We start from the raw sequence: 17,568 nt of genomic DNA on the forward strand, positions 1-17,568 counted from the left end.
CAGCTTACTTATGCCAGAGAAAAGAGATTCACAAACCGGCAAGTCACTCACATTAGAAGCAAAAGTCTCAGACTTATCACAGACTTTTGAAGTCCATTTTTCTGTTACTGAAACCGCAGAATAGCCACAATGCTATTTAGAGTTGTCAATGAGTAGCTTTGACATAATAAACTGTCTAATAACCTTTCTGTGAAACCATATATTGCCAACAGCAAGGGGAGTGGGCAACAGCTTCCCTGTCAACTGGATCGTCAATCTGTCAATTGGCTGAACTATTTTGGAATAATATGAGTATGCAGAATGAAGCCGCGCAAGTCAACGAAAGGCAGGAGCGGTCCGACGACCCGTCAAAGGCCGTCGACAGCATGTACGAGTACGGATACCGCAAATCGAACTATGGTCCGGATGAGCTGGTCACCGACGCCCACGGCAACCCCATCTCCGTAGTGGACGCCATGATGAAGGCCGATCAGGCCAGCCGGGTGAAAACCTCCACCCCCCACCTGTGCTACTACTCGCCGCGGATCCCCGGCAACACCGGCTCCGCCATCCGCCTGTGCGCCGTGACCGGCACCATCCTGCACCTGATAGAACCCCTGGGCTTCAACCTCAAAGACACCAAACTGCGCCGGGCCGGCCTGGACTACCACGACATGGCCCACGTGGTCCTGCACCCGGACTTCAACGACCTGGTCCGCTCCATGCCCCACAGCCGGATCATCGCCTTCACCGCCCACGCCGACAAGCTCTACACCGAGGTCAACTACCGGCCCGACGACATCCTCCTATTCGGACCCGAACCCGGCGACATCCCCGACCCCATGGACATCATGGCCGGCCCTCACGTAGCCGAACAGGTCAGGCTGCCCATGCGGCCCAGCCTGCGCAGCCTGAACCTGACCAACTGCGCCTCCATAGCCATCTACGAGGCCTGGCGGCAGCTGGGATTCCAAGGCGGCCGCTGAATCCTGCGAGCGCGCTCAGTTCTTGAAACTGTGGATGGGCGCCGGGATGTGCCCGCCCCGATTGACGAAGTCTGCGCAGGAGCGGGTATTGACGGGCACGACCGGGCCGCCGCCCATGAGCCCGCCGAACTCGGCCCACTCACCCACCTTCTTGCCGATGACAGGAATGACCCTGACTGCGGTGGTCTTCTGGTTGATCATGCCGATGGCCGCCTCGTCGGCGATAAGGCCGGCAATGGACTCCGCTGAAGTGTCCCCGGGGATGGGGATCATGTCCAGCCCCACCGAGCAGACGCAGGTCATGGCCTCAAGCTTCTCCAGGGTCAGACTCCCCTCTTGCGCAGCCTGGATCATGGCGGCATCCTCGGACACGGGAATGAAGGCCCCGGACAGCCCGCCCACCGAACTGGAAGCCATGATGCCGCCCTTCTTGACCTGATCGTTGAGGATGGCCAGGGCCGCAGTGGTACCTGGGGCGCCCACCTGCTCCAGGCCCATGGTCTGCAGGACTTCGCCCACCGAGTCCCCCACCTCAGGGGTGGGCGCCAGGGACAGATCGATGATCCCGAAAGGCACGTCCAGGCGACGGCTGGCCTCCTGGGCCACCAGCTGCCCCACCCGGGTGATCTTGAAGGCCGTCCTCTTGATGGTCTCGCAGAGCTGTCCGAAGTCCGCTCCCTTGGCTGATTCCAGGGCGGTCTTGACCACGCCGGGCCCGGAAACCCCCACGTTGATGACGGCCGACCCCTGGCTGATCCCGTGGAAACCGCCGGCCATGAAGGGGTTGTCGTCCGGGGCGTTGCAGAAGACCACCAGCTTGGTGCAGCCCGAGCTGTCCGAGTCGGCGGTGCTCTCGGCGGTGGCCTTGACGACCCGGCCCATAAGGGCTACGGCATCCATATCGATGCCCGTCCTGGTGGAGCCCACGTTGACGCTGGCGCAGACCCGTTCCGTCTGGCTCAGCGCCCTGGGCAGGGACTTGATCAAGAGCCGCTCGGCCGGGGTCATGCCCTTGCCGACCAGGGCCGAGTAACCACCAATCAAGTTGACCCCGACCTCCTGGGCCGAGCGATCCAGGGCCTTGGCCACGGTTACATAATCCTCCACGGTGTGGCAGGCTCCGGCGGCCACCAGAGAGATGGGGGTGACGGTGATGCGCTTGTTGACGATGGGAATGCCGTATTCGCGGGCGATGGAGTCCCCAGTGGACACCAGGTCGCCGGCCAGGGAGACGATCCTGCGATGAATGTTCCGGCAGAGCATGTCCACATCCTGGCTGGCGCAGTCCAACAGGCTGATGCCCATGGTGATGGTGCGCACGTCCAGGCGCTCCCGGTCGATCATGTCGTTGGTCTCCAGGACCTCGTCACGTGTGATCATGGCTGCCTCCTCAGACCCTGTGCATCCTGGTAAAGATCTCCTCGCGCTGGCAGCGGATGGAGACCCCGATGTCCTCTCCCAAAGATTCCATCCGCTGGCTCAGCGCGTCGAAATCATCCCTGCAGGCGGTGCAGTCCACAATCATCATCATGGTGAAGAAGCCATCCAGAATGGTCTGCGAAATGTCCAGCACATTGACACCCTGCTGGGAGAGGTCTGTGCAGACCTTGCCGATGATGCCAATGGCATCCTTGCCCACCACCGTGATGATCGCCTTGTCCATGGCCGTCCTCCTCATCCACCTCGCCCTTGACTAGACCCCTGAAAACCGGGACCCCGCTCTCCCAGCTTAGAGGAGCGCCGGGAGAAGCAGGGTCGTAGAGGTCTACAGTCTGGATTCAGGATTCGCGCGCGGCCGCCGAGGAGGGCAGGGCAATCAGGGCTCTGGGGGCCTTGAATCCCTTGGAGGCGAATCGTTCCGCAATGTCACACGCAAGATCGGAACCCTTGCCGGCGTCAGCAAGGGCGATGATGGATCCGCCGAACCCGCCGCCGGTCATGCGAGCTCCGTAGGCCCCGCCCTGACGTGCCGCATCCACAGCCTCATCCAGCTCCGGGCAGGTGACCTCGTAGTCGTCCCTCAAGGAGTCATGGGAGGCGTTGAACAGGCGACCGGCCAAGACGTAATCGCCCCTGCCGAAGGCCTCGACGAAGCGGTCCACCCGCCCTATCTCGCTGATGACATGACGGACCCGCCGACGCATGATCTCATCGGGCAGCTGCTCCAGCAGGGCAGCCAGGGCGGACGGGGGATCTGCGGCCCCATTGACCTGGTCTGCCACCTGGCGCAGGTTGGCCACTCCCAGTAGATGCGCAGCCTGCTCACAGGTGGCCCGCCGCTGATCGTATTGGCCATCGTTGAGCTGGTGCTGGGCCCTGGTGTCGACGACCAACAGCTCCAGGCCCGCAGACTGCAGATCGAAGGGAACCTGGCGCACGTTGCTCATGGCATCCAGCTCCGGCCGGCAGTCCAGCCGCAGGGCACAACCGGATCGACACCGCATGGAGGCGCTCTGATCCATGCCACCTGTGGAGGCGCCAGCCATATCGTTCTCCGCAGTGATGGCGGCCTGGATCAGCCTGACCCGACCAGCCTCGTCACCGCCCAGCCCCAAGCCGAACAGGTCATCCAGGGCCAGGGCCACGGCACAGGTCATGGCCGCCGAGGAGCTCAATCCGGATCCCACCGGCACGCAGGAGGCCAGGGCCAGGTCGAACCCTCGAACCTGAGGAAAGCCATCCCGCTGCAGGGCCCAGGCCACGCCGACCGGATAGGCTGCCCAGCCGCTCACTCCCCGGGCCTGAAGACCATCCAAGTCAGCCTGGACCGGATTCTCCGGATCCATGCTGGAGACCAGACGGACCCGGCTGTCCGTCCTGGGGCTTGCAGCCACATAGGTACGATTGGGCAGGGCGATGGGCAGGCAGAGACCGGCGTTGTAATCCGTGTGCTCGCCAATGAGATTAACCCGCCCGGGGGCGCTCCAGACGCCCTGGGGATCCAAGCCATAGACCTTTTGGAAGAGCTCCCGGGCCTTGGTGGCTCCTTGGCCGTCAGCACCCTGGGTCCAGGGCTGTATGAATTCGACTGTGGTCGTCATTGATTCTCTCCCTTCTCCAGATCCAAGGGCCCCAGCTGGCGGAAACGGTCGGCAATCCGCTCGGGGGTGGTGTCCGACACCCAGGCGGCCATGCCCGACTCAGACCCGGCAAGATACTTGATTTTGTCCACGGCACGACGGAAGGAGAAGAACTGCAGGTTGAGCCGGTAGTCCTCCCGCCGCGGATCGTGCAGCGGGGCCTGATGCCAGGCGGCGATGTAGGGCAGGTCCATCCCCTTGCCGTCGCCCTTGTCAAAGAAGGCGTTGCCCCGCTTGAGCAGCGTGGAATACATGACGGCCAAATCCCAGCGCTCCTGGTCGTTCAGCTGATCCAGACTCAGGATCCCGTCGCGCACAGGGGCCATGTGGACTTCCAGGGGCCAGCGGGCAGCGGCGGGCACGTAGGCCACCCAGGTGGCGTTGCGGAAGACGACACGTCGACCGGAATCCAGCTCAGCCTTGAGGATGTCCGTCAAAAGGTTGCCGCCGGTGCGTTCACGGTAGTCGGCGCACTGCCTCAGCTCCTGCTCCAGCCGGGGGGCGATGAAGGGATAGCAGTAGATCTGTCCATGGGGGTGGGCAAGGGAGACACCGATCTCCTGCCCATGGTTCTCGAAGGGGAAAATCTGTTCGATGCCCTCCATGGCCGAGATCTCTGCAGTCCGGAAGGCCCAGGCCTCCACCACCGTCCGCAGACGGGAGACCGGCAGATCGGCAGGCAGCGCGTGCTCGTCGGGATCAAAGCAGACCACCTCGCAGCGTCCGTTTGCCTCGCGCACCGGCCATAGGGGGTTGCCGTCCACCAGGGAGGACTGGTCGGCCGCCTGCGTATTGGGCACCTGCATCATGGAGGGGAAGCGGTTCTCGAAGACCGCCACATTGTAGTCCACATCGGGAATCTCCCCATCCTGGTAGGGGTCTCCAGGCTTTCTGGCGGCCAGGGGGTTGCCCTTGGCGGTGGCCTGGGGACCGGCGGTGATGGGCCGGTTCATGCGGGCCGTGGCCATGGGTATCCAGTCTCCGGTCAGAGGATCCCGGCGCATCTGCGGCGGTTGGAAGGGCACCATCCTGCCCTCCTGATCCTGATGGGGAGCGAACCGGTCGGTCAGGGGACGAGGGTCATCCAGGCGTCTCGTCTTGCTGCCGGAGACATACTCAGGATCATCATCCAAGTAGAAAAACCGACGCCCGTCGGCCAGCCTGGTGGGGGTGATGCGGATGTGCTCCCTGGCATAGTCGCCGGGAACATACCGTTGGGGGACATACTGCTCTGACTTCATGCTGCTCCTTCATCGTCCGTGATGATTGACAATCCAAGGCAACCCGATATGGCAACCGACGCATCCCTGGGTGGCTGCCCGCTCATCCGGCATGGTCCGCTTCCCCGGCTTCAGGCCCGGACCCGTCGGAGGACCCGTCTTGAGCCTGTCCCTCCTCGGGGTTGACCGGCACCAGAACCAGCCGCTTGACAAGGGACCGCGTGGCTTCGGCCGACTCCTGGTCCAGCTGGTCGTCGGTGATGACGGTGTCCACCTGGTCGAAGGAGGCGAACAGGGACAGGGATGTGCAGCTCCACTTGGTGTGGTCGGTCAGGATGATGGTCCGGTCGGCGATGTCCATCAAGGCCATATCCGTAGCCGCCTCCAGGGAGTTGGGCATAAGGAAGCCACGAGGGATGGAAACCGAGTGGGTGCCCAGAAAGACCGTGTTGACCCGCAAGGAGGCGATGACCTTGTCTGCAATGGGGCCTACCAGAGAGTTGGACCGGGTGATGACGCCGCCGGTGACGATAACCTCCACGTCCTTGCTCTCCATGGCCTGGACCAGTTCGGCCACAGGAATGGAATTGGTCAGCAGGGTCACCCCGGCGCACTGACGACTCTCCAGGAGGTGCTGGGCGAAGACATAGGCCGTGGTCCCGCCCCCGATAGCGATGACGTCGCCCGGTGAAACATAGTCGATGGCACGACGGGCGATGGTGTCCTTGAGACCCATGTCCATCTGTGACTTGACCGAGAAGAGCGGCTCAGCCAGAAGCGAGCTGGTGGTGACGGCCCCTCCGTGGACCCTTTTGAGCAGGCCCTTGTCTGCCAGGTCGGCAATGTCCCGGCGAATGGTCATGGCTGAGACGCCCAGCTCCTTGGAGAGGGCGGTAATACGGACTGCGCCACGAGTACGCAACCGGTTCAGTATCAGGTGTTGGCGTTGTGACGATATCATTCGAACATTATCGCACACATTCGCCCAAATTGGCAAGCTGGTAATCGGACTGCGGTCGCCGTTACCAAGCAGGGGCGAAAAAACGACATTTCTTCGACGCTGGAACCATTCTTCCATACACCTGAAGCCAGCCAAAGCTCTTGCAGGAATCTATTCATCAAGGCGTAATTGATCCTTCAAATCTCCAAAAGATGCCTGCAGGGTCGCTTAAGAAAGCGAACACGGATGTAACCCGATGTCAGTTTCGACGGGTCAACCGCTCAAGTCCCCACAGGGTTACCTGGGCCATGGCCTCCAGAACAATCCCCGTATCCATCTTCGAGCTGCCGCGAACCCGCTCCACGAAGACTATAGGTACTTCGACAACGCTAACGCCCATGGCCTGGACTCGACGCAGCATATCCACCTGGAAGACGTAGCCGCTGGATCGAACCCTTCCCAGATCGATCCGCCTCAGCACGTCCGCTCGATAGACCCGCAGGCCGGCAGTCATGTCCCGTACGGAGGACCCCAGGGCGGTGCGTGCATACCAGGATCCCACACGCGAGATCAGATCCCGATACCAGGGCCAATGTTGAGTGCGGCCTCCGCGCACCCGGCGCGAGCCGATGACCAGGCCCGGATGCGCATGGCCTCGGGCCACCGCCAGCATCCCGGCCAGATCCTGGGGCCGATGGGAGCCGTCCATGTCCATCTCGCAGATCAGGTCATAGCCGTGCTCCAACGACCAGCGGAACCCCTGTATGTAGGCTGGACCCAACCCACGACGGGCATTCCGATGGATGACATGCACGCGAGGATCGCGGCTGGCCATATCCTCGGCCATAGCGCCAGTGCCGTCCGGCGAGCTGTCGTCTACGACCAGGACATCGACCTCAGGACAGCAGGCAAGCAGCTGAGGAAGGATCACCCCGATGTTGTCAGCCTCCTGATAGGTGGGCATGACCACAATGGTCCCTGCTCCGCCGCGAACAGCGTCCATGGCTGCTCTCAGCGTGCGATGCCGTAGGCCCCGCGCCTGTAAGGCTCAGGGTAAGGGGTCTGCTGAGCGGACAGCCCCAGTTTATAGGCGGCCCTGAGCGGCCAGTAGGGGTCACGCAGGCTGGCTCGACCAATCTCGACCGCATCAGCCAAGCCCTTGCGTACAATCCGGTCGGCTTGCTTGGGCTTGGTGATCAGCCCCACCGCCGTGGTGGGAATCAGCACTTGGCTGCGCACCTGATAGGAGAAAGGCACCTGGTAGTTGGGGGCGGCCGGAATCTCCACGCCTGGCACCAGACCCCCGGTTGAAACATCAATAAGATCCACCCCGTGCAACTTGAGCACCTTGGCAGTACGGATGGTCTCGTCCAGGCCCCATCCGCCAGTGGCCCAGTCAGTGGCGGACATGCGCACCAGCAGGGGCATGCCCGAGGGAATGACCTCGCGCACGGCATCGGTCACCTGAATCAGCAGGCGCATCCTGCCAGAAAGGTCCCCTCCGTATTCATCGTTGCGTCGGTTGATCAGAGGGTCGAGGAATTGGGAGAGCAGGTAGCCGTGGGCGGCATGCAGCTCCACTCCCAGGAAGCCAGCCTGAACGGCTCTTACCGCAGCAGAGCGAAAATCAGCCACAATGGAGGCTATCTGAGCCCGCGAGAGCTGAACCGGGACCGCCATCTTCCCAAAGGCGATGGGGCTGGGGCCTACGGGCTGCCAGCCGCCCTCGGCCACGGGCACAGTGGCATTGATATAGCCCATGGAAGAACATCCGGAGGAGCCCTTGCGCCCCGAGTGGTTGAGCTGGACGACAGGAACCGCTCCAGCGGCCTTGACATCCCGGACGATGCCCTGCCAGGCCCTGGTCTGCTCGTCGTTCCACAGCCCTACATCGCAGGGCGAGATCCGCCCCTGGGGATCTACGGCCGTGGCCTCCCCGATGACGACTCCGAAGCCACCAAGGGCCCGAGACACATAGTGCTGATAATGGAAGTTGGTAGGAACTCCGTCGTGTCGCAGGACCGAATAGGTGTCCATGGGCGGCATCCAGATCCTGTTGCGGATATGCTGATCTCGCAGTTCCATGGGCTGGAAGAGCACGGGCAGGGCCCTCTCCTGCCTTCTGCCAGACTTTGATTTCCCAGCCTTTTTGTCTCTCTTATCCTTCTTGCCCTTCTTGAAGGATTTGATCGGCTTGCCAGACTTCTTCCTGCCGTCGGCGACACCCGACTCAAAGGGCCGGATCGGTTTGGACACATCCAGCCTGCCAGAGCCGCTCACTGGTCCTGGCATTGCCCGATCTTCCTTGACCCGGCCGTCGGCCCGAGGGGCCTTGTCATCCAGCTCCGAATATTCCTGGACCATCAGTTCCTGCCTCTCCCGGCGGGCGGCCGCACCCCTCGTGGTCCGCCCGTTGACGAATCCCTAATGGTCACTATTGTAGGCACAGGCCCTGGTCCTCTGGCGAATCCACCGTCTGTGATCGCTCCGGACTGGCCCCTCTGGTTCCCTTGTTGTTCCCCTTGGCCGTGACGGTTAGGTCTGTCACTGTCTGCCCGTGGACCGTTGCTGGAGCTGCTGAGATGGCTGAGACTGCTGGGCCCCGCCGGTGAAGCGGGGATCGGGATTGCCGTAGGAATTGTCCGGCTGGATATTGGCTGCGGCCAGGTAGGTGTTCATGAAGTCCTTCCAGGCCGGGGCGGCGATGGATACGCCGTCCCAGATGTGGAAGAACCGTCCGTTGATGGTCTTGTTGTTGAAGGAGACCTGGCCCTCCGCATTGCCCACAGTGACGAAGGCAGCCACCTGGGGTACGAATCCGCCGGTCAGCATGTACTTGTCCTCATGGGTGCCCGTCTTGGCAAAGGTCTTGCGGCCCCCGTCCAGCTGGGCCACGGACGCCACACCTCCGGGCTGGACAACACCCTGGTTGATGGCATAGGCGGTGGTCTCGGCGATGCCCGGGTCAATGGCCTGATGGCAATTGGCCTTGGGCACCTTGATGGACCGATTGTTCTTGTCGACCACCTTGGTCATGGCGATGGGGCTGCAGGCCACGCCCTTGGCGGCAATGGTGGCGAAGACATTGGCCATGGTCAGGGGGGAAGCCTGGACCGCTCCGATCACCATAGGCGGCTGGAAGCTGTTGGCCGAGTGGATGTCCATCTGGTCCTTGGGCGAATTGTGGTAGCCCATGTCCTTGGCTGTATCCGCTATGCTGCACAGGCCGATCTGCTGGGCCATGGATGCCTGGGTGGTGTTGTGCGAGCGGATCAGGGCCTGCAGGGGGGTCTCCGGCGAGGTGGTGCCGCCGCTTGCATTTTCCACATGCCAGCTGCCAGTGCCGAACCCGTAAGGGGTGCCGTCAGCCTCAGTGCAGGCGAATGTGGTCTCTGGGTAGCTGGTGGATGTGCGCAGGGGCTGGTTGATGGACTTGCCGGCCTTCATCCAGGCCACCATGTTGATGGGCTTCCAGGAGGAGCCCACGGGGAAACCCCAGCCGCCGCCGTCCTGCTGGTCCACTGCATAGTTGATGGCCGTGCGGGTGCCGCCGCCGGAGTTCTGGGTGGCATCGTAAATGCGGTTGATGCCGAAGCCCAGGACCTCGCCGGTGCCCGGGCGAATGGCCGCCATCGTGACCTCAAAGCCGGTCGGATCATCCACGGGGATGGTGTCCCGGGCCGCCTTCATGGCTGCAGCGTTGGCGTTGACGTCCATTGTGGTGTAGATGTCCAGACCGCCCTCCTTGAGGAGCTTGTTGCGCTCCTCCTGGCTCTTGCCAAACTCCTTGGAGTTGAGGATTTGCTTGGTCACGTAGTCACAGAAGAAGGCCGCGTCCCCAGCCGCCTGGCAGCCGGCGTCCGCGGACTGCACATGCAGCATCTGATCCAGCGGCTTGGCCTTGTACTCGTCATACTGGCGCTGGGTAATGTAGTTCTCCTGGCGCATCAGATCCAGGACGATGTCCCGCTGCTCCTGAGATGCCTTGACGTTGACGGTGGGATCGAAGCGGGCGGGGTTCTTGGTCACGGCGGCGATGGTAGCGGCCTCGCCCGGATCCAGGTCCTTGGCCGACTTGCTGAAGTAGCGCCTGGCCGCCGACTCAACCCCGTAGACGTTGGTGCCGAACTGAGCGATGTTCAAATACCCTTGAAGAATCTCGGCCTTTGAGTACTTCTTCTCCATCTGCACCGCAATCAGCATCTCCCGCATCTTGCGGGCTATGGTCTCCTCCTGGGCGTGGTACTCGGCGATGGGGTCGTTGTTCTCCGCAGCCTGGCTCATGAGCACGTTCTTGACATACTGCTGGGTCAGGGAGGAGCCGCCCTGTGTGTCGCCCTGCTTGATGTAGGTCTGGATGAAGGCCCTGAGCACGCCCTGGGTATCCACGCCGGCATGCTCGAAGAAACGACGGTCCTCGCGGGCTACCACAGCCTTCTGCATGTAGCCGGAAACGTCCTTGATGGGCACCACAATCCTGTTCTGCGCATAGAAAGTGGCGATGACCGTATGCCCGTCGGAGGCGTAGAGGCGAGACTGCTGAGGCAAGTCGTTCACGTTGAAGTCGATGTTGTCCGTCTTCAGTGCAGGCATCAGATTCCTGGAGGCGGCGTTGATGCCGAAGACAGCGGGAGACAGGAAACCAGAGACGACCACGCCACCTGCAATGCAGAAGATGAGGTAAGCCAGCAGCAGCGTGAAGAAGCGCCTGACCGACATGGATTTCTTTTGTTCGGGCATGGTCTCCATCCTAGGCCGTCGGCTCTACCGAACAGTGGCGTTCACATGCGCGAGCGTCGAATCAGCGGTCCAGGCTGGAAGATGATGATGGTGCGGCCCTTGCGAGAAATCCATCCCCGGTTGGAGAAGTCCATCAGGGCCTTGTTGACGGTCTCCCGTGAGGCGCCGACCAGCTGGGCCAACTCCTCCTGAGTCAGATCGTAGGGGACCATCAGCCCCTGCTCGAAGGGTTCGCCAAAGCGTGTGGCCAAATCCAGCAGGGTCTTGGCCAGGCGGGCCGGCACGTCCAGAAAGACCAGGTCGGAGATGCGCTCGTTGTCGGTCCGCAAACGGTGGGCCAGCACCTGAAGCATGTCCACAGCCACCTTGGGATGCTGGTTGAGCCAGTCGAAGAGGGTGTCGTGGTCCAGTGCCGCCACCTTGGTCTTGTTGACCATGACCACGGCGGAGGCTGTACGCGGCCCGCCGGAAGGGTCAAAGACGGGAATTTCGCCCAGAATCTCCCCGCGCCCGTGGATGCTGAGCAGCTGGATGCGGCGGTCGGGCGACTGACGGACCAGCTTGACCCGGCCCTCCTCCAGCAGATACATGCGGTGGTCGGTGTCACCCTGTCGAAAGACCGTGGACCCCTTGGCGTATGTGGACTCGTGCATGGTGCCCAAAAGCTGGTCGGCGTCCAGCCTGGGCACTTGTTTGAATAAGGCGGTCTGCCTGAGGGCGTTCCCGTCATCGGGAATCTCATTGGGCTTGTGAACCGCCATACTCCGCACTCCTTTTTGCCATGTCTGGCGGGTCTACACCGACTCGCGTATGGTTGATGACCTCACGCCGGGTTCGACGCGACTGAGCACGATTATACCCACACACATCAACCCCCTTGCCTGGTCAGGCGATCTGGGCGGTCCACTCCTCACGGCCGTAGCGTTGCCGGGCCAAAGTGCGGGCCCGCTGCTCGACCTCGGGCGCAGGCTTAGAGATGCGCAGATCCTCCACCAGGGAGGGCAGGGTATCCAGAAGAATATCGATCAGGGATTGACGGGACAGGCTGGTCTGCCTGTCGATGGGATCCACCCGGCTTTTGACCGAGGTTACAGCCTTGTCATGGAACTTCTCCGGGTCCACGTTGAGCACCTGGGCCATCAGATCGGCGTCCACCGAATAAGAAAGCGTGGTGTGGTGGAGCAACCCGCCCGGTCCGTAGGAGCCTGCTGGCAGCCTTCTCTGAGCGGCGCCCCCCATCTTGCCCCGCGGGGAGGCGATGTCATTCATGCCCTGCCATCCGGCCTGAATCCCTTGCATGCGCAGGCCACGGACCAGCCAATAGTCGCAGATCCGATAGGAGTCGATCAGGTCGGTTCCTTTGACGAAGTCCAAGGGCAGATAGAGGGAATAGGTAATGGCCCCGTCGGGCTGAATAACCATGGTGCCACCGCCGGTGCAGCGGCGGACCAGGGTAAAGCCCAGACTGCGCGCCCGCTCGACGTGGACCTCTCTGCTCAGGGACTGGAAGCGCCCCAGGATCACCGCCGGTGCCGACCAGTTCCAGATGCGCAGGGTGGGTGGCAGATGGCCCTGAGCCACGGCATCATTGAGAGCCTGGTCCATGGCCATCTGCATGACCGGCTGACGTGGACCGTCCCTGATCAGGTCCAGTTTTAGGCCAGACCAACGGCGGCGGCATTCGGCCTCGTCCGGCTGAGACCGCCTGGAAGAGGTCTGGTCCGAGGCTGACGGCAGCTGGTCGGGCTTCCCCTGTCTTTGGATAACCAACCCATCAGGCAGAGCGCGCTCCAGAGCGGTCACCAGGGTCCATGGGGACACACCGACTACCCGTTGACCGTCCCCTTCTGCCATGACCATGTCCAGCCTTTCCAGAGCCAGACCAGGGTCTAAAGGCAACGGGAGGTCGCAGATTGCGGATTCCAGCCGGGATACCGGCCCATGAACCCCCTCGGATTCCTGAGAGGCTGACGGGGCTGGTTCAGCGAAGAAGTCGCCGTCAATCCTGCATGAGGAAATGACCGGGCGAGAGTCGAATCCCTGGCCCAGGGTCAGAGTTACGGCCGCCAGTTTGCCGCCCATCTGCTTGCCGACACCCCGCAGACAGGCCGGATTCAATCCGTCAGCTCCCATCCGCGAGCGTCTCGATGCCAGAAGGAGCCGGTCGAGGATGTCAGAATCAGGATGCCTTCGATAAGCCCCCAGATTATGGCGATGGTCGGACCGATGAAGAAGAAGGGGAAACCGATCAGGGTGAGCATGAGCTGAGCCACGCCCCGGCCGGTCCTGCCCAGGTAGAAGTTGCCCACGCCGAAGCATCCCAGAAAGATGCTGAGCAACCCGGCTGCCAGCTTGCTGTGCGGGGTGGGCGATATCGGGTAGGCTCCCCTGCCGTTGGGCATTGCCCCCGGATACCCTCCCTGGGGCATGACCGAGTAGGGCCAGGGCATGGAAGTCTGGGGAGGATACTGCCCGCCGGGATACTGATTGCCGGGATACTGGCCCATCGGGTATTGATTGCCCGGATACCCGCCCTGGGGGTATTGACCAGCCGGATACTGGCCGGGATAGCCCGGTCCCGGCTGATAGGGCCTTTGTGGATTCTGAGCGCCAGGATACTGTCCGTCAGGATAACGGCCATCTGAATACTGCCCAGCAGGATATTGCTGACCAGTTGGATAACCGGCGGTCGGATACTGATTAGGCCGGTAGGGCCCCGTCTGATAGGCCCCAGGATTTTGGCCGCCATTCTGAGGGGCAAACGGGTATCCGGCATCGTACCTCTGCCCTGTCGGATACCCGCCATGGGGATACTGGCTAGTGGGATATTGACCGGCCTGATACGGATTCTGATTCCCGCCGCCAACGTCATGGCCGGCTGGACAGCCCGCAGTCTGCCGCTGACCGTCAGCTGCACCGGCAGGGGTATCCCCGCCGACAGGATCCCGATGCTCAGGCGGTACCTGCGGGGATGGGGAGGTGCCGAAACCAGGATTTCCTGTCGGCGGATCGTTGGACTGCCGGTCGCCCGGCTGAGGGGCATCATCCATAGTCATGCCCTCCAGTCTAGCCGCCATCCGGCCCGATTACAGCCGGGCCAGAATATCCTTGCCAATCTGCTCCGTACTCCGCTGGGTGGAGCCGGACCGCTCGATATCGTCCTCCACAGCACGCTCAATGCTGTCCGCCTCGCTCTCAAAGCCCAGATGATCCAGGAGCATACCCGCCGAGAGAATGGCCGCCGTGGGGTTGGCAATCCCCTTACCGGCGATGTCAGGGGCGGACCCGTGGATGGGCTCGAACATTGATGGGTAGGTGCCCGAGGCGTTGATGCAGCCGGAGGCCGAGTAACCAACGCCCCCCACCACAGCCCCCGCCTCGTCGGTGAGGATGTCTCCGAAGAGGTTGTCGGTCACGATCACGTCAAAGCGGCTGGGCTCGGTCACCATGAATATGGTGGAGGCGTCGATGTGCAGGTACTCACGCTCCACGTCGGGATACTCCTGGCCCACTTGATCCACCAGCCGCTGCCACATGTCCCCTGCGTTGGTCAGCACATTCTTCTTGTGGACCAGGGTCAGGCGGCGGCGACGCTTCATGGCCAGCTGGAAGGCATAGCGGATGACCCGTTCCGCTCCGTAGGCCGTGTTGATGGAGACCTCGGTGGCCACCTCCTGGGGGGTGCCCCGGCGAATGGAGCCGCCGGCCCCGGCGTAAAGCCCCTCGGTGCCCTCCCGCACGACTACGAAATCGATGTCTCCCGGATTAGCCAGGGGCGACACCACGCCCTTGTATAGCTTGGAAGGCCTCAGATTGACGTATTGATCCAGTTCGAAACGCATTTTAAGCAGCAGTCCACGCTCCAGGATGCCGGCCTTGATCCGCGGGTCGCCGATGGCCCCCAGGAGGATGGCATCCTGCTGCTTGAGCCTGTCCAGATCCTCGTCGGGCAGAACGGCTCCATCACGCAGGTAACGCTCAGCGCCCAGGTCGAAGTTCTCATAACGGATATCAGCCTTGCCTCGAGTCACCTTTTCCAGGACGGCTTGTGCCTGGGGCACGATCTCCTTGCCGATACCGTCACCGGCAATGACCGCAATGTGATATGTTTTCTGCTTGCTATTTGTCATACCCCGAGCATAACGAGCCAGTCAAGCCCCTTTCATGACCCCGACCGAATCCCGGACAGACCAGGATCAGCGGCTTTCAGGGACCATGATGGACAGGCACCAGGCGTTCTCGAAGGCCAACTCCTCCCATTGCCGGTAACGTCCGCTAATGCCCCCGTGGCCTGCCTGGACCTCGATTCTGATCAGCGCGTCGGCCCCCACCTGCGGCTCCTGCAGCCTGGCCACCCATTTGAGCGGCTCCACGTAGAGCACGCGGGTGTCGTTCATGGATGTGGTCACCAGGATGGCAGGGAAATGGTCGCCGCCGTAGAGCCGGCGCCTACTATCAGCATCAGGAACGTTCTCGTAGGGCGAGTAGGAACGCATATACCGGTAGACCTGCTGATCATGCAGAGGGTCTCCCCACTCGTCCCATTCGGTCACGGTCAGCGGCAGGTCGGGATCCAGGATGCTGGTCAGCGCGTCCACAAAAGGCACATCCGCCTCGATGCCGGCATAGAGCTGAGGGGCCATATTGGCCACGGCCCCCATCAGAAGCCCGCCGGCCGACCCGCCGTTGGCCACGGTATGACGTGGATCCGCCCAACCCTGAGCCTGCAGGGCGGCAGTGACGTCGATGAAGTCCCGGAAGGTGTTGACCTTGTGCAGCCGGCGGCCCTGCTCGTACCAGGCGCGGCCCATCTCCCCACCGCCACGCACATGTGGGACGGCGTAGAGCACTCCCCGGTCCAGCAGGCTGAGCCGACCGGTGGAAAAGCCCGGGTCCTGGCTGATTTCGTAAGCCCCATACCCGGTGATGAACATGGGGGCAGACCTGTCCGGATCCTGGGCCGGCCAAGGACGGCGCTCGGGATGGTCGGGAGCCTGGATGACCGTGTCATCGGGCCCGGTCCTCCCGCTGGCGTCCAGCGCCGGATGCATGCCCCGCCGCCAGACCAGCGAGACCGGCACTAGGGCCCCATCCCTGACGCGGACCAGAATTCGACGCTCGGCGTAGCGCTCGGGTTTAAAGTCGCCTAGAACCCGAGCCCGCTTGAGCAGCCGATCCACACCCCGGACCGGATCCAGCTCCCGCAACTCGGCTGGGGTTCCATAGCTGCCCCGGATGTAGCGCAACCCGGGAGCCTGGTAGGAGGGGTTGTCCGTGGGACCGATGCTGTAAAGACGGTCAATGCCGTTCTTGGCCCGGTCGGGCAGGACCTCACGGAAGCGCCAGGGCCGGCCCGCCCGCAAATCCTCCAACGCCTGATCCTTGGCGATGACGGCCATGTGGGGCAGGCTGTCGGCCCGGTAGGTCAGGACCACGAAGCTGCGGTGGATGCCCAACCCCTCGATGCCCAGCCCGCGAGCGCCCTGCAGGATGGCGGGATTGCCCGGGTCCCGATAAGGCTTCTCGGGCGGCAGAGAGGACAGGTCTCCGGAGCGTTCGCAGCCATAGGGGCTGCCCTGTACCAGCCGCACCCCCTCTCCCAGGCGGAAGGGCGGACGGTGGCTGCGCAGATCGATCAGGTCCACCTCGAAGTTGGGGTTGTTCACATTGTGGTAAACCACGGCCACCGGCAGGTCCTCCCCCGCCGGACCGGCATTTTCGAACCGGGCCAGGCTGATGTCGTACTCGACCCCCTCCTTGCGGGGGATCAAGGGCACAAACTCACCCTGCGGATCCTTCAGGTCCAGCATGAGCACCTCACTGGTGGTCTTGGACCCGGTGGCAATCAGCATGGCGGATTCGTCGTAGCTCAGGCCCAGCCCCACCCAGAAGCGCTCATCGTCCTCCTGGTAGACCATGACATCCTGATCGGCCGAGGTGCCCACCTTATGCCTCCAGACCGTGTCCGGACGCCAGGCCTTGTCCAGGCCGGTGTAGAAGACCCAGCGGCCGTCGGGGGTCAGCACTGCCCCGGAGGAGACCTGGTCGATCCGATCAGGCAGGTCTCGGTTCTCGGCCAAATCCCGGATACACAGGTCGTAGCGCTCATTGCCTTTGGTGTCCAGTCCATAGAGCATCCACCGGCCGTCGGCGCTTAGGTCCAGGCACCCCAAGGAGAAAAAGCCATGCCCCTTGGCCTCGGCGTTGGCATCGAAGATGACCTCCTCGCCCGGCATGGATCCAGGCGCCGCATCAGCCTGGACAGCGGGAGGATCCCAATCATCCTGATCGCGCACCGGCAGGCGGCACTGCACCCCATACTCCTGGCCCTTGAGCGTGCGGGAAAAGTACCAGTAGCCGTGCATCCGGGTGGGCACCGACATGTCGGTCTGCTGTACCCGGTCGGTGAACTCCTTGAGCAGGGTGGCCCGCAAACCCTCCTGACCGGCAAGCCGTTCCTGGCAGTATCGGTTCTGATCACGCACGTAAGCCTTGGTGGCCGGATCCTCACGGTTGCGCATCCACTCGTAAGGATCTTCGAAGTGATCCCCATGGAAGCATCGATCAGAGGGACGGCGTTGTGCACGTGGAGGAACGGGATTGACGGCCGAAAAACTCATGGG

General features: G+C 62.7%; 14 protein-coding genes. 1 reads left to right on the forward strand and 13 read right to left on the reverse strand.

Translation table 11 applies throughout. The features are described 5' to 3' along the window. Positions 1–293: 293 nt before the first annotated feature. Complete coding sequence (locus CI603_RS00005) at positions 294–965, forward strand: tRNA (cytidine(34)-2'-O)-methyltransferase (protein WP_121912538.1); 672 nt, start codon at positions 294–296, stop codon at positions 963–965. 15 nt (positions 966–980) lie between these two features. Here the strand turns inward: CI603_RS00005 and CI603_RS00010 are convergent, their stop codons facing one another. The 13 genes from CI603_RS00010 to CI603_RS00070 form a co-directional block, all read right to left on the reverse strand. Further along, complete coding sequence (locus CI603_RS00010; RefSeq protein ID WP_121912539.1) at positions 981–2,345, reverse strand: PFL family protein; 1,365 nt, start codon at positions 2,343–2,345, stop codon at positions 981–983. A gap of 10 nt (positions 2,346–2,355) precedes the next feature. Next, the gene (locus CI603_RS00015) at positions 2,356–2,628 is read right to left on the reverse strand and encodes an ACT domain-containing protein (protein WP_015021435.1); all 273 of its coding nucleotides are present in this window, start codon (positions 2,626–2,628) and stop codon (positions 2,356–2,358) included. 115 nt (positions 2,629–2,743) lie between these two features. Beyond that, positions 2,744–4,006, reverse strand: a complete 1,263-nt coding sequence (gene galK, locus CI603_RS00020) for a galactokinase (RefSeq protein ID WP_121912540.1) — start codon at positions 4,004–4,006, stop codon at positions 2,744–2,746. Next, positions 4,003–5,286 (reverse strand): galactose-1-phosphate uridylyltransferase, encoded by a 1,284-nt coding sequence (galT, locus tag CI603_RS00025; RefSeq protein WP_121912541.1) that lies wholly within the window; start codon positions 5,284–5,286, stop codon positions 4,003–4,005. The genes galK and galT overlap by 4 nt, the downstream gene beginning before the upstream one ends. Before the next feature lie 82 nt (positions 5,287–5,368). After that, a complete protein-coding gene (locus CI603_RS00030; protein ID WP_183122163.1) occupies positions 5,369–6,244 on the reverse strand; it encodes a DeoR/GlpR family DNA-binding transcription regulator in 876 nt (291 codons plus the stop codon). Positions 6,245–6,464: 220 nt separating this feature from the next. Beyond that, a complete protein-coding gene (locus CI603_RS00035; RefSeq protein WP_121912542.1) occupies positions 6,465–7,208 on the reverse strand; it encodes a polyprenol monophosphomannose synthase in 744 nt (247 codons plus the stop codon). An 8-nt stretch (positions 7,209–7,216) separates the two neighbouring features. Then, positions 7,217–8,569 (reverse strand): NADH:flavin oxidoreductase/NADH oxidase, encoded by a 1,353-nt coding sequence (locus CI603_RS00040; protein ID WP_121912543.1) that lies wholly within the window; start codon positions 8,567–8,569, stop codon positions 7,217–7,219. Positions 8,570–8,749: 180 nt separating this feature from the next. After that, positions 8,750–10,945: a transglycosylase domain-containing protein gene (locus CI603_RS00045; RefSeq protein ID WP_121912544.1), complete on the reverse strand. Its 2,196-nt coding sequence runs from the start codon at positions 10,943–10,945 to the stop codon at positions 8,750–8,752. 41 nt (positions 10,946–10,986) lie between these two features. Further along, entirely contained in the window at positions 10,987–11,706 is a 720-nt protein-coding gene (locus tag CI603_RS00050) for a Crp/Fnr family transcriptional regulator (protein WP_046322531.1), read from the reverse strand. Between the two features lie 124 nt (positions 11,707–11,830). Continuing rightward, a complete protein-coding gene (locus CI603_RS00055; protein ID WP_121912545.1) occupies positions 11,831–13,078 on the reverse strand; it encodes a biotin/lipoate A/B protein ligase family protein in 1,248 nt (415 codons plus the stop codon). Beyond that, positions 13,060–14,001 carry an NINE protein gene (locus tag CI603_RS09135; RefSeq protein WP_259465420.1) on the reverse strand — a complete coding sequence of 314 codons (942 nt, stop codon included), beginning with the start codon at positions 13,999–14,001 and terminating at the stop codon, positions 13,060–13,062. Before CI603_RS09135 ends, CI603_RS00055 begins: the two co-directional genes overlap by 19 nt. A 30-nt stretch (positions 14,002–14,031) precedes the next feature. Beyond that, complete coding sequence (locus CI603_RS00065) at positions 14,032–15,075, reverse strand: 3-isopropylmalate dehydrogenase (protein WP_121912546.1); 1,044 nt, start codon at positions 15,073–15,075, stop codon at positions 14,032–14,034. A gap of 66 nt (positions 15,076–15,141) precedes the next feature. Continuing rightward, entirely contained in the window at positions 15,142–17,565 is a 2,424-nt protein-coding gene (locus CI603_RS00070) for a S9 family peptidase (RefSeq protein ID WP_121912547.1), read from the reverse strand. Positions 17,566–17,568: the final 3 nt, after the last annotated feature.

It is taken from the genome of Bifidobacterium sp. wkB338, assembly GCF_003688325.1.
In the GTDB taxonomy this organism is placed as follows: Bacteria; Actinomycetota; Actinomycetes; order Actinomycetales; family Bifidobacteriaceae; genus Bombiscardovia; species Bombiscardovia polysaccharolytica.